Here is a 21,999-nt window from a genome sequence, read left to right as displayed (position 1 = left end):
ATGCCTATGCCCGCCCGTCAGCGCCTGCCCAGGGCCCGTTTGACGCGGACCATGGCGCGCCGCTCCATCGAGATTAGGCGGATTCGCTGTTCGACCGTGATCATACGCGCGGCACCGCTAGGGGCGGCGACGATCTCGCAGATCGTCTCTCGATCAGGATAAAGATTCTCGAGGACCGAGCCGGCGAGCGTGGCCGAATCGAGCCGTTCGGCAAAGCCGGTCCCGTACAGAGCTTCGATGATCCGTGCCTCCAGCAGCAGGCCCGGAGCGCTGGAGCGCTCATTCTCTTCAAAGGTGGTCTTCAAGAGCGTGGCCGTACCGCTCGCTACGAGGGCAAGGCTGATCGAGAGCGGGCGACCATCCAACAGAAGGCTATCCGCCCGGACGTGGACCGGGCCATCGGCTCCGGTGAACAAGGCACGCGCGAAAGCCTCGTGCTGTGGGCGAGAAGCGAGCGCCGTCCCGGCCCTCCCCTTCCACCCGGCCTTCTCCAGTCTGAGAAAGCCCGCGACGGCATCGTTCAGGCGGTCGCCGCCGGTGGCGATGTCATGGCTGAGTGTGCCTCGCTTCGACAGGTTGCGATGGCGACGGCTGAGATCCTTCATGCGCGATCGGTGCGGATGCTCATCGAGGAAACCGGCATATGACCCGCGACGCTCGACGATCGGTCGCTCGAAACGGCTGGCGATGCCTCTCTTCCAGCCGGCGCGATCCATGGCCTCGAGCAATCCGCGACCGAGCTTCATCTCGGTGGGGAGCAGGGGCCAGCGCCAGATCCGCCCCTTGGAGGCGGATTGGAGCCCTTTCACCAACAGATCGAGGAGGTCGGGCAGGTCGGGAGCATCCGCAACGAGAGGGCTCGTCTGGGTGATGAAGGGCGACAGGAAGGGACGGGCAATGCGCGTTCCGAGCCCGCTCACATCGCGTTTCCATTCGAAGGGCAACAGAGCCTCCAGCCCGAGCCGGCCTTGCACAACGACGAAGGCGAGGTCGGTGGCGGCCAACCCCGCCCTCCGATGAGCCGCCATGACATGGCGGCTGTAATGCGGGTGCGTGGTGAGCGCGTTGGCCATGAGCGCATCCCAGGGATCGGGATCGGCAGCCAGTTCCGAATATGTGGCGAGCGAGACCGAGCGTCCCGAGCGCAGGTCTTGTAAGACCGTCTTCATGAGCCAAGCCGACCGGCGAACGGCAGGACCGTCGTAACGATACCGTGCACACGGAAAGCGGCCAAAGCCATTCCCAACCCGCGAAGCACGTTGGCCAGAGCCATCGCGATGGCCGCTCCCATGATTCCGAGGACCGGCACCAGAATCAGACAGAGCAGAGCGGCCAGGGCCAGCATCGCCAGGGTGATGCCAGCGCAGAGACGTTCACCGTCGATCATGGTGAGAAGGTCTTCGCCGGGTCCGAACAGGCTCGCTCCGACATTGCCCGCGACCAGCACGGCGAGAAGCGGATAGCTCGCTCCAAATTCCGGCCCGAACATCGCGAGCAGGAATGGGCCCGCTGTCACGATGAAGAGACCGACGATCACCGTGGCGGCGAAGGTAAGGCGGGCCTGCATGCGGACGAAGCGCGTCAGCCCGTCTGCATCCCCGGATGCGTGGATGGCGGCGAAACGCTGAGCGGTGGCCGCGGACGCAGCGTAATGCACGAAGGGGACGAATTGCTGGATGCGGGTCGCGACAAAATACAGGCCCACCGCCGCAGGTGGCATCAGCATGCCGAGTATGACCACGTCGATCATGCTGAACGCGGAATATGCGAGGTCGGCGGCCGCGATCGGAAGGCAGGCCCGGAGCCAGATCCGCCAGCGGTATCGCGGTTTCGCAGGGAGCAGACCGTCACGAAGGCGCAGGATCAGGAGCCATGCTTGGATCGCCAGGGCGATTCCAGTGGCGACTAGGGTGCAGGCGATGGCAACCCATGCCTGAGCCGGTGCCCCGATGGTGACGGCGCCCGCCATGATGAACATGATGAGCCCCTGGCGCAGGAGGTAGGGCGGCGCGATGGCGAGCACCGCCCAGTTCTGGCTTCGAGCGACGCCCTCCAGATAATCCTGCATCGTGAAGAGCGGCAGAACGAGTGCTGCGAGGAGCAAAGGCCCAGCATACGGCCCATCGAGGAGGATGCCCTGCATCCAGGCAATGGCGAGGCCGATGCCTGCAACTATAGACGCAGCGGCAATGGTCACCCATGCGCCCACGAGGAGGAACCCGCGCATATGGGCGGCATCGCCTCTCGCCTGATCGGCGGGCAGGAAACGGCAGGCACCTTGAGCGAAACCCAGTGTGGAGGAATGGCCGAGGATGGCGATCCACACCCATATCGATGCGAACACTCCGTATTCTGAGCGCCCCATGAGGCGCGCCATCATGACCTGTGCCCCGTAGGCGAAGATGGCGGCGGCAATGCGAATCGCGAAGACGTCGAGCGCCGCTCCCGCCGCGCCTGCGCGAAACGTCCTCAAGCGGCTGAAGGCCGCGCCGAGGGTCCAGCCCTCCGTCCCGTCCTTCACTGACCCCACTCCACGCCCCGAACGCTCAGGCCGACCCTATCTGTCTCACCACCGAGTCCGTTACGCTTTCGGGCTCTGAGCGAAACCCGTCCCGGAATGGACACGAAAAAGGGCTCTTTTCTAGCTTCGCCCCGGAAGGTCGCCCGGCTTTCGATGACGGCCCACGTGTTCGCGTCAGCCTACAACACCATCCGAACGAGACATTGCACGATGGCCCTATAGATCGATGACCTACGGACCGACCGAGTATCCGCCGCGATCGCTATGGCAAGCCGATCAGGGTTGCTCTTGAAGCGACGCACCACCGCTCCGGGGCGGTGAAGGCGGCTTCACCGCCGCATCCTTCGGCGGCGCGACGATGACCGACGGAGCAGTTGCGGTTCCGGTCGCAGACGGGTCGGGCTGGAGCAGCGAGAGGGTGATGGCTCGCGTAACATGCTCGGCCATGCAGCGCAGGCCAAGGTCGTTGAGACGGAACTGTCGTCCCAGCATATGTGCTTCGCCCTTGTCGCTGCTCCCGGACAGGTAGCGCATCGCCTCGTAGCGCTGCACGAGCGGCACTCCCTCGCGCAGTGCAACCTCCTGCACCTTCCGGACAATGCTGCTGTAATACTCGTCCTGGGCAAGCGAAGCCGTGTAGACTGGATTGACCAGCACCACGTCGATCTCGTGGGACTTGATCCACTGAACCGTCTCGTCGAGGACGCTGGCGAAGGCGTCGAGATCGACCCGGGCGAGCGCGTCGTGGGTACCGACCTGCCAGACCACCAGGTCGGGTTCGACCTCGGCCACCATGCTGCGCAGGCGCTCCGCAGCGCCCGAGGCGATCTCGCCCTGCATGCCTCGGCTCTCGACCTCCACATCCACGTTGGGAAGCGAGCGCTCAAGGGCCGTTTCCAGCTTGACCGGATAGGTCGCCGAGGCCCCTGCCCCCGCCGAGGACGACCCGATGGCGAGAACCCGTACGGGCCGCTTCTCCTTGAGCGCGGCCTTCACCGAGCTCAACCGGGCCAGAGTATAGAGCTTCGATCCCGGCACCCGGCATTCGGGCGACAGGCTCACATCGACGGCCTCCGACGCTTCGCCACCGGGAGCCGGGGCCGCCGCAGTCGGGGGTGAGACGATCGTCGCGCTGCCTTCCGCTCCGGCGCGGGATGATCCGCAGATCGTCCCGAGGGAGGCAAGGCCGAGTGAGATCAGGAGAGCCGAGGTTTGCGCGAGCGCCATTCGACGAACCATGCAGTGAAGCCCAGAGCGAACAAACCGAATCCCATGGCGCCGACATCCACGAGAAGGCCGCCCCCCGTCCAGAACCGCACGAGCTGCGCGGCGAGGCTCAAGAGCGAGCCGATGGAGAAGACTGCCAGTGAATTACGACCGAGTCCCGCCAAATATCGACCGATCGCACCGATGTGTGGGACGATGAGCGCGTAGACGCCTTGAAAGGCGAGCAACACGCCGATGAAATGGATCAGTCGCGCCGGCGAAAGATACGTTTTGTCGAAGGAGAAGACGAGACGAGGATCGGGAACGAGCAGCGGGTCTGGCCGGAGGTCGAACACGGACAGGACAATTCCGAGCACGACGATGACGACGCCGAGGGGCATCAGCCGTTGAGACCAGCGCCGGAGCGTGCCGGATCGCTGGTTCAGGTCCTGGGCAACGAAGCCGAGCACCAGAAGAAGCTGCCAGCACAGAGGATCGAAGAACCAATCCCCCTCGCCCGGCCAGGACGGCAAGTTCCATTCGAAGACGAGGCTTGCCGAATAGAGGCCGAAGGACAGGCCGAGCGCCGCGACCCGGCTCACGCGGGCGATCAGGATGAAGATCGGGGCAATGCCCAACAGCACCACGTAGAGCGGCAGGATATTGAAGAAGCCGAGCTGATGCGTGAGCGCGACGAAACCGATTGTGGTCTGGATCGGGTCGGCGAAGAAGCCTCCGGCATTGTGCCATTCGAGAAGGAGCGGATTGTCGAGGATCAGAGCCGTCCCGGCGATCATGGCCAGCGCGATCGCCATAGTGGTGATCTGTGCACGGTAGACTTCGATCGTGCGCGACAGGAGCCTCAGCACGCTTTTCAGACGGGGTTCCGGCTGGCCGTCACGCCCGCGCGTGGCGATTCCGATCGACCATCCGGCCAGGAAGACGAACAGTTCCGCGGCATCCGAGATGCCGTACTGCGAATAGGTGTAACGTTCGAATGTGTTGCCCGGGATGTGGTTGACGTAGATCGTCACGAGGGCGAGGCCACGCCAGAAGTCGATCGCGTTCGGTTCGCGCATTATGGGATCCGAACTCCGGACTATCAGGTTGTGGGAGGAGCGCGAGGCGGTAGCGGCTGCCGCCTCGCAGCGCGGCGGCACGGTCTGATAAGGCGACGCACGACAATCTGCAAAGCCTGTTATTCCCGCCCTCTCGAATGGCATCGGCTCCTGGTGTGGCCGATTTATCGAGGACAGACCCGCCGGGGAAATTTATGTTGAACCGTTGCCGTATCCACCGGACATGATGATGCCATCCAGTGACGCCCCCGACGCCCAACCGATCCCAACGGGAGTGCCGGGGTTCGATGGCATCCTTTCGGGAGGTTACGCGGCCCGCCGTGCGCATCTCGTGGAGGGTCGGCCGGGAAGTGGCAAGACGACCCTCGGCCTCCAGTTCCTCATCGACGGCGTGGCGCAGGGGGAGACCTGCCTCTACATCACCCTGTCGGAAAGCCGGCGGGAGTTGCTCTCCGTGGCGGGACGCCATGGCTGGTCCCTGGACGGGATCGAGATCTACGAGCTCGTGCCGCCGGAGCTGAGCCTCGATCTGAAGCAGCAGCAGAGCCTCGTCCATTCGTCCGACCTCGAACTGGGCGAGACCGTCCGCATGGCCCTGGGCGAGATGGAGCGGGTGAAACCGAGCCGCGTCGTCTTCGATAGCCTGTCGGAGATCCGGCTGCTCTCGCAAGGATCGCTGCGCTACCGCCGTCAGGTTCTCGCGCTCAAGAGCTACTTTCTTCTCAACGACATCACGGTGCTGATGCTCGACGATCTCAGCGCCGAGCATGACGATCTGAACCTACACTCCATCAGCCACGCGGTGATCCGGCTCGAACAGGTGACCCCGCCTTACGGCGCGGTTCGGCGGCGCATCCACGTCATCAAGATGCGCGGAACCGAGTATCAAGGCGGCTACCACGATTTCGTCATCAGGAAGGGCGGCATCCGCGTGCATCCGCGCTTGGTAGCAAGCGAACACCATCGCAGCTTCGTCATCGATTCGGTGGCGAGCGGCGTTCCCGAACTCGACCGGGTTCTCGGCGGTGGCCTCGATCGCGGGACGGCGAGCCTCGTGATCGGGCCATCGGGGGCCGGGAAATCGACGCTCGCCGTGAGCTACCTCGTCGCGGCGCTGAAACGCGGGGAACGAGGGCTGATCATCAGCTTCGATGAAACGCGCAACATCCTGCTGCAGCGCGCCCAGAGCGTGGGAATGCCTCTGGGGGCTTTTGTCGAAGCCGGAATGCTGCAGATCGAGCAGATCGACCCGGCCGATATCTCGCCCGGCGACTTCTCCGGCCGCATCCGCGACGCTGTAGAGCGAGATGGAACGCGGATCGTCATCATCGATAGTCTGACCGGCTATCTCAGCGCCATGTCGGGTCAGCCGTACCTAGTCATGCAGATGCACGAACTGGTCACCTACCTGAACCAACAGGGGGTCGTGACGATTCTGATCCTGGCCCAGCATGGCATGGTCGGAAAGATGGAATCGCCCGTGGACCTGACCTATGTCAGCGACACCGTGATCATGCTCCGCTTCTTCGAAGCCGCCGGCCGGGTCCGTAGGGCTCTGTCCGTCCTGAAGAAGCGGACAGGCGCGCATGAGGATACGATCCGCGAGTTCAAGATCGATGCAGGCGGATTGCGGGTGGGCGAACCGCTGGAGCGGTTCCGCGGTGTTCTCACGGGCGTTCCTACCTATGACGGCGACCGGGATCATCTACTCGCGGAACGGATCCGGACGGATGGAGCGATCGTGAACGAGCCCGGCCGCGATGCCGCATCCTGAACCGGTTGTCCTGATCCTCGCGCCGCTCGGACGGGATGCGATGGTGGCAGCGACGATCCTAGCGGAAGTCGGTATCGCGTCGAAAGCGACGTCGACCTTGGACGATCTCGTGGCCCATCTGGACCACGCCGCCTGCGCGGTGATGACGGAGGAAGCGCTTCTGCATTGGGACCGGCAGGAGATCGCTCGATGGGTCGAGCGGCAACCGCCCTGGTCGGACTTTCCTTTCGTGCTGCTCAGCTATCGCGGCGGCCCGCCGGATGTGAGGCTCACCGACCTACTCGGCAACGTCACGGTGCTGGAACGGCCGTTCCATCCGGCCGTGCTGGCGAATGCGGTTCGCTCGGCCCTCCGCGCGCGACGGCGGCAACGCGAAGTGCAGGCGTATCTGGAAGAACGCCAGCGGACGCACGAGCGCCAGGCGCTGCTGATCCGCGAGCTTCACCACCGCGTGAAAAACACGCTCGCAACGGTGCAGGGGCTCCTCGGTGCCACGGCGCGTTCGACCAAGGATGTGGACACATTCTACCAGTCCTTCTCGGACCGGATCGTCTCGCTCGGCAAGACGCATAACCTGCTCACGGAGGATTACTGGCAGACGGCGCCCCTGCGCGAGCTTCTCCAGAACGAGCTCGGCCATTACAATGACGGGACAGCCAATCGGATCACGCTCGAAGGGCCCGCGGTCGAGCTGGCCGCAGATCTTGCCGTACCCACCGGTATGGCCATTCACGAACTGACCACTAATGCCACCAAATATGGGGCGCTGTCGCTGCCGAGCGGGCGGGTCACGGTCAGCTGGAGCGTGGATCAACGCGATGCCGAGCGCGTCCTGGAACTCAGCTGGGTGGAATCGGGCGGACCCGTGGTCAAAGCTCCGGAACGCAAGGGCTTCGGCTCGACGCTGCTCCAGCGCGTGCTCGCACAGCAATGCAATGCCGATGTCGACATCAGCTATGAGGCCGAGGGCCTGCACTTTCGCATGGTAGCGCCCTTGCCCGGAGACAGGTTGGTGCCGGCCTATTGATCCGACCGGTCAGGATTTGACGATCCGGTCGAGGCGACCGTTGACGAAGAAATACAGCTCCTTCGCTCCCGGCTCGCTGTAGAGCACCTGTACCTCCCGGCCTGAACGGCCTTCGCCGATCAACACGTCCGTCGCAGGCTTCGCCTTCAACCGGACGAGATCGCATTCGCCGATCCCAGGCTCGATCACGGACGCGCTGGCTGCGGAGGTCTGGCTGCACGTCCCATCGGCGTTGAGCACCGGGCCCGTGACGGACGGCGACGGGAGCGGTGCGACGGCAACCTTCGCCGGTACCGCCGCCGGTGCCTCGCGCTCGCTCGTCGTACACGCGCCGACGATATTGAGACCCATGAGACAAGCGGCGAAGCCCAGCCGCGACGACATCCTCCTCACTTCACGTCCTTTGCAGCGCCCGACCGCGCCTTGAGCGATGCAGCGTATAGCTCGGCCGCATCCCTATGAAAGGCCGCACGCGAATCGGGCCGCGAATAGAACATATGGCCGCCGGGATACACAGTGAGGTCGATCCGCCTGTCCGTGCCGAAGGCCGGTAACTGGTCGATGAGGAGTTTCGAGGTGAAGTACGGGGTCACGAGATCGGTGAAACCGTGGGCGACGAGGACGCGCAGGTTACCATCGAGCGCCATGACGCCGCGCAGGGCTCCGAGCGATTCCGGTGCCATGCGTCCGCCGCCCCAGCCCCACCCTCGGCTGACCGCACCGTTGAGGAGTTCGTAGCGAAGATCGGGCACGCGATAGTTCAGTTTCGTGCCGTAGAGTTCGAGCATGGCGCTGGTCAGCGGCGCCTGCATGGCTGTGAGCAGCGGGTCCTCGAAGCCCGAGAATGTGGCGGCCGGGTCCGGATCCCATCCGGTGATGCCGGTATCGTAGGCGCTGGCGACCCTCCCCTCCTCCTGGCCGATCTCGCGTTGGACGCTGTTCGAACTCAGGCGTCCGGCTTGGCGGCGGACGAAGTTCGGATCGAGACCCGTGATGGCTCCGACCCTTTCGCCGAGCCGGGCCAGCGCCGCTTGGTCGGACGGGCCCTTGAGCAGGTCGGTGAGATAGTCGCCGGTGGCATAGGCCTCGGTCTCTGCCAGAGCCTTCCGGCTCGGCGTGCCACCGGCTCGTTCGATGGCGGCGGCGGCAAAGGACGGCAACTTCGTCACGTGGCCCCAGGGGGTCGTGCGCGGCGATTGCAACCAGGCGAAATCGAGGACGGGTGACAGGAGAAGCATGCCGGAGAGGCCGATGCCGATCTCCTCCTGCAGCTTTGCCGCGATGAGCGGCCCGCGGAAACCGCCATAGCTCTCGCCGACGAAGAACTTGGATGCCGCGATCCGATCGTTCGTCCGCAGCCAGCGGGCGATGGCCGAGGACAGGACCGACGCATCCGAGTCGACGCTCCAGTAACGCTTGGCATCGCCGTCCGATGCGCGGCTGTATCCGGTCCCCACCGGGTCGAGGAAGACGAGATCGGTGAAATCGAGCCAAGTGCCGTCGTTGGGGACGAGGCTCACCGGCGTGGAGGGGCTGATGCTCGTGCCGTCGAGAGGAAGGCGCCAGGGGCCGATCGCGCCGATATTGAGATAGGCCGATGCCGCGCCGGGACCGCCGTTGACCGCGAAGGTGACGGGCCGGGTCGCTTCGCTCGTGTCCGCGAGACGATAGGCGATGAAGGCGATCTCTGCTTGGAGTTTTCCGCTCTCATCCACGAGGGGAAGGCTGCCCGCGGTGGCGGTAAAGCGAAGAAGGCGTCCATCCGGCAGGGTGACACTGTGCTCGGTGGTGACGTCGGAGGGAAGCTTGCGTCCCTCTGGGCCCCGTTCGGCGGCCCGCCGCTCCTGAGGCTTGTCGGCACCGTGGGGGGACTGCGCCATGGCGGGCTGCCCGGCGACGAGGAGCATGGCGGACAAGACGAGTGCGAGGCGCCTGGTGCCGCCTGCCAGAATGGACCGAAGCCCCGCGGGGATTGTGCCCAGTTTGGCCACACCACCGGGCCGGCATAAAACCGTGACGGTCGAACCTCGGTTCATGCGATTCTCGCTACAATGATGGGCCAAAGCGCTCACGCTTTTTTCTGCCAGCGTCCGGATTCGTCCTGCTGCCAATAAGCGATGGCATGGCCCGCTTCCTTCGCCTGCTTCCACTGCGCCCGCGCACCGAGCAACGCGTCCTGATCGTTACCGTCGAACAGGATGCATATCCGCTGATAGTCCGACGCATCCGGCGGCAGTGGGGCGCCGTCCACGAGAAAGCGGATGGCGGCGGCGTTGGGATTACCATCCTGGAGCGTCAGGACGACGGGCTGGCTCGCCGCTTGCGGATCGCGATCCGTCCCATGCGGCAGAAAGCTATCGTCGCGATAGGTCCAGAGGTGATCGTCGAGAGCCTGAAGCCGCTCCTCGCCCGATGCCTGGATTGCCGCGCGCCAGTTGCGCTCCAGAGATCGCTCCACGAGGTTCGGTAGAACCGTCTCGAGAGGCTGCTGCTGGAGATGATAGAAGAGGATTTCGGTCACGGGAACCAGGATAGGGTAAAGCCGCCGATTTGAAAGCGGCGGGTTGCCGCTCTCAACCAGGCTCGATGAAGTGAGGGACGAACAGGGCTGAATTGCCGGTGATCGGTCCCGCGCTTTCGCGAACGCACAGCCCCGCCGGTTCGTCGCCTACGATCCAGGAGCCGATCACGGGGCGGCGGCCTTCGAAATCCGGCAATTCGGCCAGGGCCTGTCGCACGCAGCGCCCGCCGCCATAGGGTCCGTGATCCTGTGCCAGCACGGCACCGTCGCGCAGCATGAGGATGTTCGCCCCCTCCCGTGAAACCAACGGCTTCTTGACGAAGGAGGTGCCCAATGACGCCTTGCGGGAATCGTTCTCGAAAAAGGAGGGCAACAGGTTGGGATGGCCGGGCTCTCTCGCATGGAGATGGGCCAGCAATCCCTTGTTCGAAAGGACGGCCTTCCAGGGTGGCTCGATGAACCGGGTCGTCGTGGTGCCGAGATCCTTTCCGAAAGCGTCGCTGAAGGCCCATTCCCAGGGATAGAGCTTGAACAGGCGCGGGATCGGCGCATCGACCCGGTCGACGAAGCGTCCGTCCTCGTCACGTCCGATGTCGGAGAGGTCGAGGAAGCAGGTCGCGAGCCCCGCTTGGCGCGCGCAATCTTCGAGATACGCCACCGTCCCCCTGTCCTCGGGCTCAACGGCATAAGCGGTGAAGGCCATCGCTCCGTCACCGCGAAGCGTGCGGAACCGGGCGATCAGCTTTTCGTGAAGGGAATTGAACTGGTCGGCTGTCTCGGGGAGCAAGCCGGTTCGCAGCCCTTCTTCCAGCCAGAGCCATTGAAACACGCCGGACTCGTAGAGGGCTGTGGGCGTGTCGGCATTGTATTCGAGGAGCTTTGCCGGCCCGGCGGATGCCCCTCCGTAGGAGAAATCCAGGCGTCCATAGAGGGAGGGGTCTCCCCGCCTCCAGCTCGCGCGGATCGCGTCCCAGGCATGGGAAGGAATGTCGAGCGAGGCCAGGATCCGCTCGTCCTCCACCGCATCGGCGACGAAAGCGAGGCACAGGGCGTGGATCTCGGTGCTCGGCGCTTCGAGATCGTCCTCGATCTCAGCCAGCTTGAAAGCGTAGGCGTGGCTCTCGGACCAATACGCTTCGCCATCGAAGGTGTGGAAGGTGAAACCATGCCGGCGCGCGGTCTCCCGCCAATCCGGTCGTTCGCCGATGGGCACGCGCCGCATCAGCCGCCGCTTCCATGGCTCGACCAGCCGTGCGACGAGAACGAACGGCCCGTGCTTCCAAAGCCACCGTATGCGACCTTGCGCACCGCCGAAGACGCGACCCGCGCGCTGGAGGACGCACCGCCCGAAGACGTGGTGATCCGTCCGCCCCAACTCGTGCAATAGCCGGCGCCACCCGAGTGGCCGGCGCTTCCGCTATGGGACGCTTCCGAATTCGGAGCATGGTCGAAGATCGGCTGTGGCGGCAGGTTCTGATCGATCCGCCTGCCGATGACGTAGCCGGCCATCCTCGGGACGAAGCGTCCGGCAGCACTCACGGCGACGCCGTCTCCGGGCAGGCAATGCGATGGGCCGTGATGCGCCTCGCAATCGGTCACCGTGGCGTAACGCGGTGCGACCTCGGGATAGGCGGCACGCGCCGTCAGGTACTCGCTCCGGCAATCCTCCTCCGTTCGCCTGGTTCCGGCGATACAGGCGTCCGCATTCGCATAGACGAGCACGGATTCTTCGTCCTGCGACGGATCGAGACGAGCAAGCCCGAAGGCGGCGGCGCCCGCACCCGCCAGCATGACGAGGGTCACCGTCTGCGAGCGCATGAGGCGCGGCGGCTTTACGGGTGTCGGAGTATCGGCCTCGGATGGCATCCTACTGAGGACCGCCTTTCGACGATCCGCTCCCTCACGGCACGATGCCGCACAGACCCGAATGTAGGATCGAGCTTGGCCGTTTGAAACCGGCGATGGGACATTTCCCCGAACGCCGGCTCAGTAAGTCATGGATGCCGCGTTGACGATGCCGCCCGCCAGGGACGACGCGGCGAGCAGGATGGATGCAGCGATCTCACCGGCTTCGATGCGCCGCGAGAGGTCCGGCAGGATCAGCCGCACGACGAAATAGGCCAGGATCTGCACGATGAGGGCGACGAGGCCCCAGACGATGCAGTCGAGGATCGATTGAGCGTTATAGATCGCCACCGAGAGCGGCAGCGTATAGCCGATGAGGCTTCCGCCCAGCGCGATGGCGGCCGAGGCATTGTTGGCGCGGATCAGCGCGATCTCGCGATGGGACGTCGCCGACAGGTAGACCGCGAGATAGACCGCCACGAGGCCGAACGCCGCCGCAACATAGGCGATGAAGGCGGGCAGACCCGAGATCGAGACCATGGCGCCCGCCCCTCCCTCAGACCAGCCGGCTCTGGACGATGGCGGCCGAGATGAAGCTCTTGAACAGCGGATGTGGCTCGAACGGCCGCGACTTCAGTTCCGGGTGGAACTGCACGCCGATGAACCAGGGGTGGCCTGCATGTTCCACCGTCTCGGGAAGCAGACCGTCCGGTGAGAGACCCGAGAACCGCAAGCCCTTGGCTTCCAGCCGCTCGCGATAGGCCATGTTGACCTCGTAGCGGTGCCGGTGACGCTCGGAAATCTCGGTGCCGCCGTAGATCTCGGCGATCTTGGTATCCGCGCCGAGGGTCGCCTTGTAGGCGCCGAGCCGCATGGTGCCGCCGAGATCGCCCTGTGCAGCGCGCCGCTCCAGCTCGTTGCCCTTGAGCCATTCCGTCAGCAGGCCGACCACGGGCTCGCCGGTCTCCCCGAACTCCGTGGAATTGGCGTCCTCGACCCCGGCCAGGGAGCGAGCCGCTTCGATCACGGCCATCTGCATGCCGAAACAGATGCCGAAATATGGGATCTTGCGCTCACGGGCGTAGCGGGCCGCGCGAATCTTACCCTCTGCGCCGCGCTGTCCGAAGCCGCCGGGGACGAGAATGCCGTTGATACCTTCAAGGAACGGCGCCGGATCTTCACGCTCGAAGACCTCGGATTCGATCCATTCGAGGTTCACCTTCACATTGTTGGCGATGCCGCCATGCGTCAGCGCCTCGGACAGGGACTTATAGGCGTCCTTGAGGCCCGTATATTTGCCCACGATGGCGATGGAGACCTCGCCTTCGGGATTGCGCACGCGCTCGGAGATCGTCGTCCAGCGCACGAGATCCGGTTCGCCCTTCGGTTCGATTCCGAAATGCGCGAGCACCTCACGGTCGAGGCCGGCCTCGCGGTAGGACAGCGGCACGTCATAGATCGACGCCACGTCGCGCGCCTCGATGACGGCTGTCTCACGCACGTTGCAGAACAGACCGAGCTTGCGCCGCTCTTCCACCGGAATCGGACGGTCGCAGCGGCAGAGCAGGATGTCCGGCTGGATTCCAATGGAGCGGAGTTCCTTGACGGAATGCTGCGTCGGCTTGGTCTTCAATTCGCCTGCCGAGGGGATGTAGGGCAGCAGAGTTAGGTGGACGAAGGCGACAGTGCCGCGAGGCAATTCCTGGCCGAGCTGGCGGATCGCCTCGAAAAACGGAAGGCCCTCGATGTCGCCCACCGTGCCGCCGATCTCGACGAGGACGAAATCGAACGCTTCGTTGCCGTCGAGTACGAACGTTTTGATGGCGTTGGTGACGTGAGGGATGACCTGGATCGTCGCGCCGAGATAATCGCCGCGCCGCTCCTTCGTGATGATGTCGAGATAGATGCGACCGGTGGTGATGTTATCGGCCTTAGTCGCCGGAAGACCGGTGAAACGCTCGTAATGGCCGAGGTCGAGATCGGTCTCCGCACCGTCGTCGGTAACGAAGACCTCGCCGTGCTGCGTCGGGCTCATCGTGCCCGGATCGACGTTCAGGTAGGGGTCGAGTTTGCGCAGGCGGACCGTGTGGCCGCGCGCCTGCAGGAGAGCTGCGAGAGCCGCAGATGCGAGGCCCTTGCCGAGCGAGGAGACCACGCCGCCGGTGATGAATACGTACCGCGTCATGGGCTTCGGCTCATAAACAAGGGTGGATGATTCGACAAACTTCAAACGACCCCGCCGCTGGTGGCGGCAGGGCTGCATCGGTTCGGATTCTGTGGAACGCCGGGTGGGGACGGTTCGGAGCGAGAGGTGTCCGAGCCGTCATTCCGCATCGACCTTCGATCAGCGCGACTGGGGCGCTTCGGGCGTGGCAGGCTGAGCCGGCGCGGTCTGGCCAGCGCCCTGACCGGGACGAAGGGTCTCGAGAATATTGCCGTTGGGCGCCGCCGGCTGCGTCGTCGCGGCTCCGTCGAGGATCGACTTCGGCGCGGCGCTCCGGTGGGAGATCACCGCGAGGGTCATGCTCGTCGTGAAGAACAGGGCCGCCAGGATCGCTGTAGCCCGCGTGAGGGCGTTGGCCTGGCCACGTCCGGTCATGAACCCCGACACGCCGCCACCGCTGCTACCACCGCCGAGCCCGAGTCCGCCCTCAGAGCGCTGCAGCAGGACCACGGCGATGAGTGCGAGAACCACGATGAGGTGAATGGAGATCAGGACGGCATTCATGTCGTTTCAGTCCGATGTTCCTGGTCCGTGAACCACGTAGGCCGTATCCGGCGCCCGAAGAGGCCCGGCGAGGAACGTCCGCAAAGGGCAGGCTCCTACACGAGATGGTGTCTCACGCCAAATCCTGCATCGCCCCAGGGTGCGAATGTTTCAGGAGTAGGCGGCCGCTATCCCCAGGAAGTCGGACGCCACGAGACTGGCGCCTCCGACCAGCGCCCCGTCCACATTCTCTACCGCCATCAATTCGCGGGCGTTACCCGGCTTCACCGAACCGCCATAGAGGATACGGACCTTGGCGGCTTCCGCGCCGATGAGTTGTCCGAGCATCTCACGCAGGGAAGCATGGACTTCGGCGATGTCGGACGGGGTCGGGGTCAGGCCGGTGCCGATGGCCCAGACAGGCTCGTAGGCGATGACCGTATCGGAGGCCTTCGCCCCCTTGGGGACGCCGATGGCGAGCTGGGCGCGGACGATATCGAGCGTCCGGCCCTCTTCCCGTTCCTCCTGCGTCTCGCCGACGCAGATGATGCCGCAGAGTCCGGCGCGGCGGGCACCCAATGCCTTGGCATGCACGCCATCGTCGGTCTCGTGGTGATAGGCGCGGCGCTCCGAATGCCCGACGATGACGTAGCTCGCCCCGAGATCGGCCAGCATCTCGGCGGAGATGCTGCCGGTGAAGGCGCCGCTGGCCTTGGCATGAAGGTTCTGACCGCCGATGGCGATGGCGGACCCGTAGACCGCCGCCACACAGGAAGAAATCAGCGTCGAAGGGGGGCAGACGAGGACGTCGATCCGGGATGCGAGTTCGGGCGAGAGCCCGTCGCGGATGGCCTCGACCACGGGAACCGAACTGCGCAGGCCGTTCATCTTCCAGTTGCCGGCGATCAGCGGCCGCCGTCCCGACTTCGACATCGTATTCCTCGCGCTCAGATGCTGCTGGTCCGGCTTCACCGGATCGTGAGCGGGGCCGTAACAGAGCCGACTAGCGGGCGCAAACATGGGCTCGAGGATTCGCCCGGCCTTTGCTGGGGCCACCGGATGGGCTATCGCGGGCGGCCTGGAGCGTGCCTTAGGTACGCCATCACGACGGATTTTCGAACGTTCCGATGCTGCAGAACATGCGTAGTGCGAGCCAGCATTGGCTCGGCAAGATCATTCTTACGGTGGTCTTCACCTTCCTCATCGCCGGCGTCGCGATCTTCGGCGTGGAAGATTTCTTCCGCTCGAACTCCGCCACGACCGTGGCCACGGTGGGCAAGACGCAGATCACTTCGGAGGCGGTGCGCTCGGCCTATCAGCTGCAGCTGCAGCGCTATCAGAGCCAGCTTCAGCGCAGCCTGACTCCCGAACAGGCCCGGGGCCTCGGTCTCGACCGGCAGGTCCTTTCGCAGCTGATCAGCGAGGCCTCCCTCGACCAGCAGGCCAAGGATCTCGGTCTCGTCATCCCGGATTCGGCAGTATTGCGCGCGATTCAAGAAGAGCCGACCTTCAAGGGGGCCAACGGCTCCTTCGACCAGACGCTCTTCTTCCAGACGCTGCAGCGCGCCGGCATCAACGAGGCGATGTTCGTGCGCGACCAGCGCGCCGCCGCCGGACGGCTCCAGATCGCCGAGGCCGTGGCCGCGGACATTCATGTCCCCGCCGCCCTGCGCGAGGCCGTGCATCGCTACACCACCGAGCGCCGGTCGGCCTCCTTCATGATGCTGCCCCCTTCCGTGGCAGGTGATATTCCAGCACCGACGGACGAGGAGGTGAAGGCCTTCTACGACGAGAACAAGAGCGCATTCCGCGCGCCGGACTACCGGGCCGTGACCCTCCTCGCCCTCGATCCGCAGGCGATGGCCAAGCCCGACGCTGTCACGGACGAGGATGTGCAGAAGCGCTACGATCTCGCCAAGGCGCAATACGGCACGCCGGAGCGGCGCACGATCCAGCAGATCGTGTTCCCCGACGAGGCCTCCGCCGAGGCGGCGCGCAAGGAGATCGAATCCGGCGAAAAGCCGTTCGAGGCCGTCGCTCTGGCGCGCGGCGTGGACGCGAAGGAACTGTCTCTGGGGAACCTGACGAAGGCCGAACTGTTCGACCCGGCCGTCGCAGAGGCCGCCTTCTCGCTTGCCCAGAACACCGTGAGCGCCCCGGTCAAGGGTCGCTTCGGCACCGTGCTCCTCCGAGTCACGGCCATCGAACCCGAGACACGCAAGCCCCTCGCCGACGTGGCGCCGGAGATCCGCAAGACCATCGCTCTCGAGCGCGCCAAGAACGCCGTTGAAAAGGACCACGACACGATCGAGGACGAGCGCGCCAACAGCAAGCCGCTGGCCGAGATCGCCAAGGAGCGGGGCCTCACCCTCGTGACGGTGCCGGCGGTGAGCGCCCAGGGACTCGACCCGTCGGGCAAGCTCGTCGATTCCATTCCGGATCGCGACACGACGCTGCCGATCGTGTTCCGCTCCGAGATCGGGAGCGACACCGAGGCGCTTCGCCTGAAGTCCGGCGGCTACGTCTGGGTCGACGTCACCGGCATAGACCAAGCCCATGACAAACCCCTCGACCAGGTGCGCGATCAGGCAGCCACCCAATGGCGCGCTGCCGAGGTGGCCAAGCGCCTGTCCGACAAGGCACGCAGCCTGACCGAGCGTCTGGACAAGGGCGAGGCCATCGACACGCTCGCGGCGGAAGTTGGCGTGCAGGTGCAAACCTCCACGGACATCGCCCGCAGCCAGTCCAAGGACGGCCTCTCGGCCGACGTGGTCAATCGCCTCTTCGCCATCCCCGTGGACAAGGCCGTCTCGGTCGAATCCGGCGAGTCGCGTGTGGTCGCCAAGGTCACGGCGGCGACGATGCCCGCCTTCGTGTCCGGCAGCCCCTCCGACGAGGCGATCTCGAAGCGGTTCCAGGCGACCCTCATCGATGACATCCTCGGCGAGTACATCGCCGACGTTCAGAAAAGCGTGGGGATCACCGTCAACCAGACGGCGTTCCGGCGCGCGATCGGCGGCGAGTACTGAACCGACCATGTTTCAGGAGCCGGATTACGCCGCGTTCGCGGAGGCCTACGAGGCAGGGCGGCCGACCCTCCTCAACCTGACCCTGGTGGCCGATCTGGAGACTCCGGTCGCGGCTTTCCTCAAGCTGCGGGCGGTCCATGCCGGGCCGGCCTTCCTCCTCGAATCCGTCGAGGGCGGTGCGGTGCGCGGCCGCTACTCGATGATAGGCCTCGACCCCGACCTCGCCTGGCGCTGTCGCGACGGCCGGCCGGAGACCGCACGGGGCAGCGACCTGTCGGTGTTCGCACCCGACGACGCATCGCCGCTGGCAAGCCTCCGGTCCCTCATCTCCGAGAGCGCCATCGGAGCCGATGACGATGTCGAACTCCCGCCCATGGCGGCGGGCCTCTTCGGCTATCTCGGCTACGACATGGTCCGGGCCATGGAGCGGCTCGGGGTGTCGAACCCGGATCCCCTTGGCGTTCCCGACGCGATCCTCGTCCGGCCGCGCGTCATGGTGGTATTCGATGCCGTGCGCGACATCATCACCGTGGTCGGCCCGGTGCGCCCGAGCGCAGGGGTTTCGGCGCGTGCGGCCTACGAGGGCGCGCTCGCCCGTCTGGAGCGCGTGGCCGATGTCCTGGAAGGTCCGCTTCCGGTGGAATCGCGGATCGACCCCCTCACCATCGCCCATCCCGAGCCGGTCTCGAACACGACGCCCGATGCCTATCTCGACATGGTCGCGCGGGCGAAGGAGTACATCGTCGCCGGTGACGTTTTCCAGGTCGTACTGTCCCAGCGTTTCGAGGCGCCGTTCACGCTGCCGGCCTTCGCCCTCTACCGGTCCCTGCGGCGGACCAACCCGGCCCCCTTCCTGTGCTACCTCGACTTCGAGGATTTCCAGGTCGTGTGCTCGTCGCCCGAGATCCTGGTGCGGGTGCGAGAGGGGCGCGTCACGATCCGCCCCATCGCCGGCACCCGCCGGCGTGGCGCCACGCCGTCCGAGGACAAGGCACTGGCCGAGGAACTGCTGGCCGATCCGAAGGAACGCTCCGAGCACCTGATGCTGCTCGATCTCGGCCGCAACGATGTCGGCCGGGTCTCGCGCATCGGCAGCGTGACAGTAACAGGGTCGTTCTTCCTCGAATATTACAGCCAGGTCATGCACATCGTCTCGAATGTCGAGGGCGATCTCGATCCGAGCCACGACGCACTCGATGCCCTCTCGGCCGGGTTTCCGGCCGGCACGGTCTCCGGCGCGCCGAAGGTCAGGGCGATGGAGATCATCGACGAGCTCGAACGCGAGAAGCGCGGCCCTTATGGCGGCTGCATCGGTTATTTCGGCGCACGCGGCGAGATGGATACCTGCATCGTGCTGCGCACCGCCATCGTGAAGGACGGGCGGATGCATGTTCAGGCCGGCGCCGGCATCGTCTACGATTCTGATCCGGCCTCCGAACAGCAGGAATGCGTGAACAAGGCCAAAGCCCTGTTCCGCGCCGCGGAGGATGCGGTGATGTTCGCGAGCCGGGCGCGGCGGGGGCAATAGTCCTTCCGCGCACCAAGGCAGTCCTTCCGCTTGGCCCGCGATTGCCGATAGACATCGAATCGGTCGTATATCGACGGGTTGCAATGGTGGAGGAACGTGATGGCTGGGACCGAGATCGATGCCATCAGGGATCTTCTCGCCGCCAGTCCACGGTCTTCGAATCTCGCCGAGCGCCGTGAACGGCTCGACGGGTTCGGCGCGCATTATCCAGTTCCCCCCGACGTGACGGTCGTGCCCGTCGATGCGGGCGGGGTGTCGGCCGAATGGACCGGGAGCCCGGGGGCGGACCCGACCCGCGTCGTCCTGTTCCTGCATGGCGGCGGATACGTGTCCGGCTCGCTCAACAGTCACCGGCACATGATGGCCGAGACGGGCCGCGCTGCCGGAGCACGGACGTTGGCGCTGGATTACCGGCTCGCGCCGGAACATCCGTTTCCAGCGGCCCTCGACGACGCCCTGGCGGGTTACCGCTTCCTGCTCGAATCGGGTGTCAGCCCCCGGAACATCGTCTTGTCCGGGGAGAGTGCCGGCGGCGGGCTTGCCGTCGCGACGGCCTTCTCGCTGCGTGATGCCGGTCTGCCGCTTCCGCGCTGTCTTTGGCTCACGTCGCCCTGGGTCGATCTGGAGATGACCGGTGCCAGCATGGACACCAAGGCGGCGGTCGATCCCCTGATCCAACGGGAATACCTGATGGAACTCGCGGAGGCCTATTGCGCAGGAAAGAATGCTGCGACCCCGCTGATCTCGCCGCTTCACGCCGACCTCGGCGGACTGCCGCCGATGCTGATCCAGGTCGGCAGCGCCGAGACCCTGCTGGACGATTCCCTGCGCCTCGCCGGGGTGGCCGCCTCGGCGGACGTCGCCGTGACGCTCCAAGTCTGGCCGCACATGATCCATGCTTGGCACATGTTCTATCCGCAGCTTGCCGAGGGGCGACAATCGCTGGCGAGCGCCGGTGCCTTCATCCGCGCGCATCTGGGGGACGGAACCGACGGCCGGCATCCGACGATCGGGGTCTGAGAGCGGACGCGGCGCGAGAACGCTTGACCCTCTCGGCTCACCTCGTCACACGAGGGGGATCAAGAGAAGCGCGATCATGGCCAACGTCCTCGTCATCGACAACTACGATTCCTTCACTTGGAATCTCGTCCATCTCATCGGGCCGCTTTGCGGATCGATCGATGTCGTGCGCAACGACCAGGTCACCATCGACGAGATCCGCGAGCGCGCGCCCGATGCGGTGGTGCTGTCTCCGGGGCCGTGCACGCCCAACGAGGCCGGTATCTGCCTCGACGTGGTGCGCGACCTCTCCGGCGAGGTGCCGATCTTCGGAGTCTGCCTCGGACTCCAGGCGATCGGGCAGGCCTTCGGCGGCGACGTGGTGCGGGCGCCAAAGCCCATGCATGGCAAAGTCTCGAGCATTACCCACAGGGCAACGGGGGTCTTTCGCGGGCTGAACGGCCCCTTCGATGCCACGCGGTATCACTCGCTCGTAGTGGAGCGCGGCGGGTGTCCGCAGGATCTCGTCGTCACGGCGGAAGCGGACGGGCTCATCATGGCGCTGGAACACGCGACGCTGCCTGTCCACGGCGTGCAGTTCCACCCGGAGAGCATCCTCTCGCATCACGGCTCGCAGATCCTGCGCAACTTCCTCGACATCGCCGCGGCGTGGAACGCGGGACGTGACAAGCGCGGGTCCGGCGTGCATTGACGCATCGATCGATTTTGATTGACGCTTCCGACCCATGGACACCTTCAAGCCGCTCCTCGCGAAAGTCGCGGCCGGGTCGAGTCTCGACCGGGCGGAGGCGCGCGCCGCCTTCGACGACCTGCTCTCGGGCGAGGTGACGCCGGTCCAGGCCAGCGCCTTCCTCATCGCCCTGAAGGTGCGTGGCGAAGCCGAGGACGAGATCGTCGGCGCGGTGGAGGCCATGCGGGCGCGGATGGTGCGCGTGGCCCCGGTTCCCGGCGCCATCGACATCGTCGGCACGGGCGGCGACCATTCCGGCAGCTACAACGTCTCGACTCTCGCCGCGATCCTCACGGCGGCCTGCGGCGTGCCGGTGGCCAAGCACGGCAACCGCGCGGCCACCTCGCGCTCGGGTGCGGCCGATGTCCTCGTTTCCCTTGGCGTGAAAATCGGTCTCGACCCAGACGGGCTGGCCCGCTGCCTCGCACAGGCCGGCCTCTGCTTCATGTTCGCCCAGACCCATCACGGCGCCATGCGCCATGTGGCGCCGGTGCGCTCCGAATTGCCGACGCGGACGATCTTCAACCTGTTGGGGCCGCTCTCGAATCCGGCCGGTGTCGAGCGCCAGCTTCTGGGCGTCTCCACCGAGGCCTGGGCCGAACCCCTGACGCGTGTATTGGGCCAACTCGGCAGCACGCGGGTCTGGACGGTGCACGGGTCGGACGGGCTCGACGAGATCACCGTCACCGGGCCGACGCCGGTGGTCACCCTGGAGGACGGGCGGATCGGCCGTTTCACCATCGATCCGCGCGACGTCGGCCTGCCGCTCTGGACCCTCGAGGATCTGCGCGGCGGCGATCCCGACCATAATGCGCACGCGCTGAATGCCGTCCTGTCGGGCGAGCGCAACGCCTATCGCGACATCGCCGTTCTCAATGCGGGGGCCGGCCTCGTCGTCGCCGGTTCCGCGCAGACCTTGAGCGAAGGTGTGGCCCGTGCCGCTTCCGCGATCGATAACGGCGCAGCGAGAGCAACCCTTGCACGCCTCGTGGCGGTCTCGAACACATGAAAG

The 21,999-nt window shown here is 65.6% G+C and carries 20 protein-coding genes; 7 read left to right on the top strand and 13 right to left on the bottom strand.

What is annotated here, in order from left to right; translation table 11 throughout:
* Positions 1 to 17 precede the first annotated feature (17 nt).
* The 4 genes from AC0IXR_RS05190 to AC0IXR_RS05175 all read right to left on the bottom strand — a co-directional run bounded on the left by AC0IXR_RS05190 (position 18) and on the right by AC0IXR_RS05175 (position 4,806).
* Entirely contained in the window at positions 18 to 1,169 is a 1,152-nt protein-coding gene (locus AC0IXR_RS05190) for a GNAT family N-acetyltransferase (RefSeq protein ID WP_471759934.1), read from the bottom strand.
* Positions 1,166 to 2,530, bottom strand: a complete 1,365-nt coding sequence (locus AC0IXR_RS05185) for a lipopolysaccharide biosynthesis protein (protein ID WP_471759933.1) — start codon at positions 2,528 to 2,530, stop codon at positions 1,166 to 1,168. Before AC0IXR_RS05185 ends, AC0IXR_RS05190 begins: the two co-directional genes overlap by 4 nt.
* Positions 2,531 to 2,797: 267 nt before the next feature.
* A complete protein-coding gene (locus tag AC0IXR_RS05180; protein WP_471759932.1) occupies positions 2,798 to 3,748 on the bottom strand; it encodes an SGNH/GDSL hydrolase family protein in 951 nt (316 codons plus the stop codon).
* Positions 3,718 to 4,806: an OpgC family protein gene (locus AC0IXR_RS05175; RefSeq protein WP_471759930.1), complete on the bottom strand. Its 1,089-nt coding sequence runs from the start codon at positions 4,804 to 4,806 to the stop codon at positions 3,718 to 3,720. The genes AC0IXR_RS05180 and AC0IXR_RS05175 overlap by 31 nt, the downstream gene beginning before the upstream one ends.
* Positions 4,807 to 5,035: 229 nt before the next feature.
* On the opposite strand from AC0IXR_RS05175, the gene AC0IXR_RS05170 reads away from it, so the two are divergent.
* Together AC0IXR_RS05170 and AC0IXR_RS05165 are read left to right on the top strand one after the other, a co-directional pair.
* Positions 5,036 to 6,580: an ATPase domain-containing protein gene (locus AC0IXR_RS05170; protein WP_471759928.1), complete on the top strand. Its 1,545-nt coding sequence runs from the start codon at positions 5,036 to 5,038 to the stop codon at positions 6,578 to 6,580.
* On the top strand, positions 6,567 to 7,607 hold the full coding sequence (locus AC0IXR_RS05165) for a sensor histidine kinase (protein WP_471759927.1): 1,041 nt from the start codon (positions 6,567 to 6,569) through the stop codon (positions 7,605 to 7,607). The genes AC0IXR_RS05170 and AC0IXR_RS05165 overlap by 14 nt, the downstream gene beginning before the upstream one ends.
* Before the next feature lie 9 nt (positions 7,608 to 7,616).
* Here the strand turns inward: AC0IXR_RS05165 and AC0IXR_RS05160 are convergent, their stop codons facing one another.
* The 9 genes from AC0IXR_RS05160 to tpiA all read right to left on the bottom strand — a co-directional run bounded on the left by AC0IXR_RS05160 (position 7,617) and on the right by tpiA (position 15,613).
* Positions 7,617 to 7,991: a hypothetical protein gene (locus AC0IXR_RS05160; RefSeq protein WP_471759926.1), complete on the bottom strand. Its 375-nt coding sequence runs from the start codon at positions 7,989 to 7,991 to the stop codon at positions 7,617 to 7,619.
* A 5-nt stretch (positions 7,992 to 7,996) separates the two neighbouring features.
* A complete protein-coding gene (locus AC0IXR_RS05155) occupies positions 7,997 to 9,514 on the bottom strand; it encodes a S10 family peptidase (RefSeq protein WP_471760243.1) in 1,518 nt (505 codons plus the stop codon).
* A gap of 161 nt (positions 9,515 to 9,675) precedes the next feature.
* Complete coding sequence (locus AC0IXR_RS05150) at positions 9,676 to 10,128, bottom strand: DNA polymerase III subunit chi (protein ID WP_207412378.1); 453 nt, start codon at positions 10,126 to 10,128, stop codon at positions 9,676 to 9,678.
* A gap of 52 nt (positions 10,129 to 10,180) precedes the next feature.
* Positions 10,181 to 11,350: a glutathionylspermidine synthase family protein gene (locus tag AC0IXR_RS05145; protein WP_471759925.1), complete on the bottom strand. Its 1,170-nt coding sequence runs from the start codon at positions 11,348 to 11,350 to the stop codon at positions 10,181 to 10,183.
* Positions 11,350 to 11,994, bottom strand: a complete 645-nt coding sequence (locus AC0IXR_RS05140) for a DUF1190 domain-containing protein (RefSeq protein ID WP_244477892.1) — start codon at positions 11,992 to 11,994, stop codon at positions 11,350 to 11,352. Before AC0IXR_RS05140 ends, AC0IXR_RS05145 begins: the two co-directional genes overlap by 1 nt.
* A gap of 120 nt (positions 11,995 to 12,114) precedes the next feature.
* Entirely contained in the window at positions 12,115 to 12,513 is a 399-nt protein-coding gene (locus tag AC0IXR_RS05135) for a DUF350 domain-containing protein (protein ID WP_056427008.1), read from the bottom strand.
* A gap of 16 nt (positions 12,514 to 12,529) precedes the next feature.
* Complete coding sequence (locus AC0IXR_RS05130) at positions 12,530 to 14,158, bottom strand: CTP synthase (protein ID WP_207412375.1); 1,629 nt, start codon at positions 14,156 to 14,158, stop codon at positions 12,530 to 12,532.
* Between the two features lie 159 nt (positions 14,159 to 14,317).
* The gene (secG, locus tag AC0IXR_RS05125; RefSeq protein ID WP_056427002.1) at positions 14,318 to 14,701 is read right to left on the bottom strand and encodes a preprotein translocase subunit SecG; all 384 of its coding nucleotides are present in this window, start codon (positions 14,699 to 14,701) and stop codon (positions 14,318 to 14,320) included.
* A gap of 150 nt (positions 14,702 to 14,851) precedes the next feature.
* A complete protein-coding gene (tpiA, locus tag AC0IXR_RS05120; protein ID WP_471759923.1) occupies positions 14,852 to 15,613 on the bottom strand; it encodes a triose-phosphate isomerase in 762 nt (253 codons plus the stop codon).
* A 194-nt stretch (positions 15,614 to 15,807) separates the two neighbouring features.
* Between tpiA and AC0IXR_RS05115 the strand changes: the two genes are divergently transcribed.
* From AC0IXR_RS05115 to trpD, 5 genes are all read left to right on the top strand, one after another.
* Positions 15,808 to 17,709: a peptidylprolyl isomerase gene (locus AC0IXR_RS05115; RefSeq protein ID WP_471759922.1), complete on the top strand. Its 1,902-nt coding sequence runs from the start codon at positions 15,808 to 15,810 to the stop codon at positions 17,707 to 17,709.
* Positions 17,710 to 17,716: 7 nt separating this feature from the next.
* Positions 17,717 to 19,237, top strand: a complete 1,521-nt coding sequence (gene trpE / locus AC0IXR_RS05110; protein ID WP_471759921.1) for an anthranilate synthase component I — start codon at positions 17,717 to 17,719, stop codon at positions 19,235 to 19,237.
* Between the two features lie 99 nt (positions 19,238 to 19,336).
* On the top strand, positions 19,337 to 20,257 hold the full coding sequence (locus tag AC0IXR_RS05105; RefSeq protein ID WP_471759920.1) for an alpha/beta hydrolase: 921 nt from the start codon (positions 19,337 to 19,339) through the stop codon (positions 20,255 to 20,257).
* 76 nt (positions 20,258 to 20,333) lie between these two features.
* A complete protein-coding gene (locus tag AC0IXR_RS05100) occupies positions 20,334 to 20,948 on the top strand; it encodes an anthranilate synthase component II (RefSeq protein ID WP_461224977.1) in 615 nt (204 codons plus the stop codon).
* Between the two features lie 34 nt (positions 20,949 to 20,982).
* The gene (gene trpD / locus AC0IXR_RS05095; protein WP_471759918.1) at positions 20,983 to 21,996 is read left to right on the top strand and encodes an anthranilate phosphoribosyltransferase; all 1,014 of its coding nucleotides are present in this window, start codon (positions 20,983 to 20,985) and stop codon (positions 21,994 to 21,996) included.
* Positions 21,997 to 21,999: the final 3 nt, after the last annotated feature.

Source organism: Methylobacterium sp. AC832 (genome assembly GCF_979256025.1).
This window is presented reverse-complemented; position numbering and strand designations above follow the sequence as displayed.

Bases quoted from the DNA above. Each gene is read 5' to 3' on its own strand.
- AC0IXR_RS05180 (WP_471759932.1), bottom strand. From the start codon at position 3,748: ATGGCGCTCGCGCAAACCTCGGCTCTCCTGATCTCACTCGGCCTTGCC.
- AC0IXR_RS05130 (WP_207412375.1), bottom strand. From the start codon at position 14,158: ATGACGCGGTACGTATTCATCACCGGCGGCGTGGTCTCCTCGCTCGGC.
- AC0IXR_RS05145 (WP_471759925.1), bottom strand. From the start codon at position 11,350: ATGCGGCGCGTGCCCATCGGCGAACGACCGGATTGGCGGGAGACCGCG.
- AC0IXR_RS05115 (WP_471759922.1), top strand. From the start codon at position 15,808: ATGCTGCAGAACATGCGTAGTGCGAGCCAGCATTGGCTCGGCAAGATC.
- AC0IXR_RS05190 (WP_471759934.1), bottom strand. From the start codon at position 1,169: ATGAAGACGGTCTTACAAGACCTGCGCTCGGGACGCTCGGTCTCGCTC.
- secG (WP_056427002.1), bottom strand. From the start codon at position 14,701: ATGAATGCCGTCCTGATCTCCATTCACCTCATCGTGGTTCTCGCACTC.
- AC0IXR_RS05100 (WP_461224977.1), top strand. From the start codon at position 20,334: ATGGCCAACGTCCTCGTCATCGACAACTACGATTCCTTCACTTGGAAT.
- AC0IXR_RS05140 (WP_244477892.1), bottom strand. From the start codon at position 11,994: ATGCCATCCGAGGCCGATACTCCGACACCCGTAAAGCCGCCGCGCCTC.
- AC0IXR_RS05165 (WP_471759927.1), top strand. From the start codon at position 6,567: ATGCCGCATCCTGAACCGGTTGTCCTGATCCTCGCGCCGCTCGGACGG.
- AC0IXR_RS05170 (WP_471759928.1), top strand. From the start codon at position 5,036: ATGCCATCCAGTGACGCCCCCGACGCCCAACCGATCCCAACGGGAGTG.
- AC0IXR_RS05135 (WP_056427008.1), bottom strand. From the start codon at position 12,513: ATGGTCTCGATCTCGGGTCTGCCCGCCTTCATCGCCTATGTTGCGGCG.
- trpE (WP_471759921.1), top strand. From the start codon at position 17,717: ATGTTTCAGGAGCCGGATTACGCCGCGTTCGCGGAGGCCTACGAGGCA.
- AC0IXR_RS05105 (WP_471759920.1), top strand. From the start codon at position 19,337: ATGGCTGGGACCGAGATCGATGCCATCAGGGATCTTCTCGCCGCCAGT.
- AC0IXR_RS05160 (WP_471759926.1), bottom strand. From the start codon at position 7,991: ATGTCGTCGCGGCTGGGCTTCGCCGCTTGTCTCATGGGTCTCAATATC.
- trpD (WP_471759918.1), top strand. From the start codon at position 20,983: ATGGACACCTTCAAGCCGCTCCTCGCGAAAGTCGCGGCCGGGTCGAGT.
- tpiA (WP_471759923.1), bottom strand. From the start codon at position 15,613: ATGTCGAAGTCGGGACGGCGGCCGCTGATCGCCGGCAACTGGAAGATG.
- AC0IXR_RS05155 (WP_471760243.1), bottom strand. From the start codon at position 9,514: ATGCTCCTCGTCGCCGGGCAGCCCGCCATGGCGCAGTCCCCCCACGGT.
- AC0IXR_RS05175 (WP_471759930.1), bottom strand. From the start codon at position 4,806: ATGCGCGAACCGAACGCGATCGACTTCTGGCGTGGCCTCGCCCTCGTG.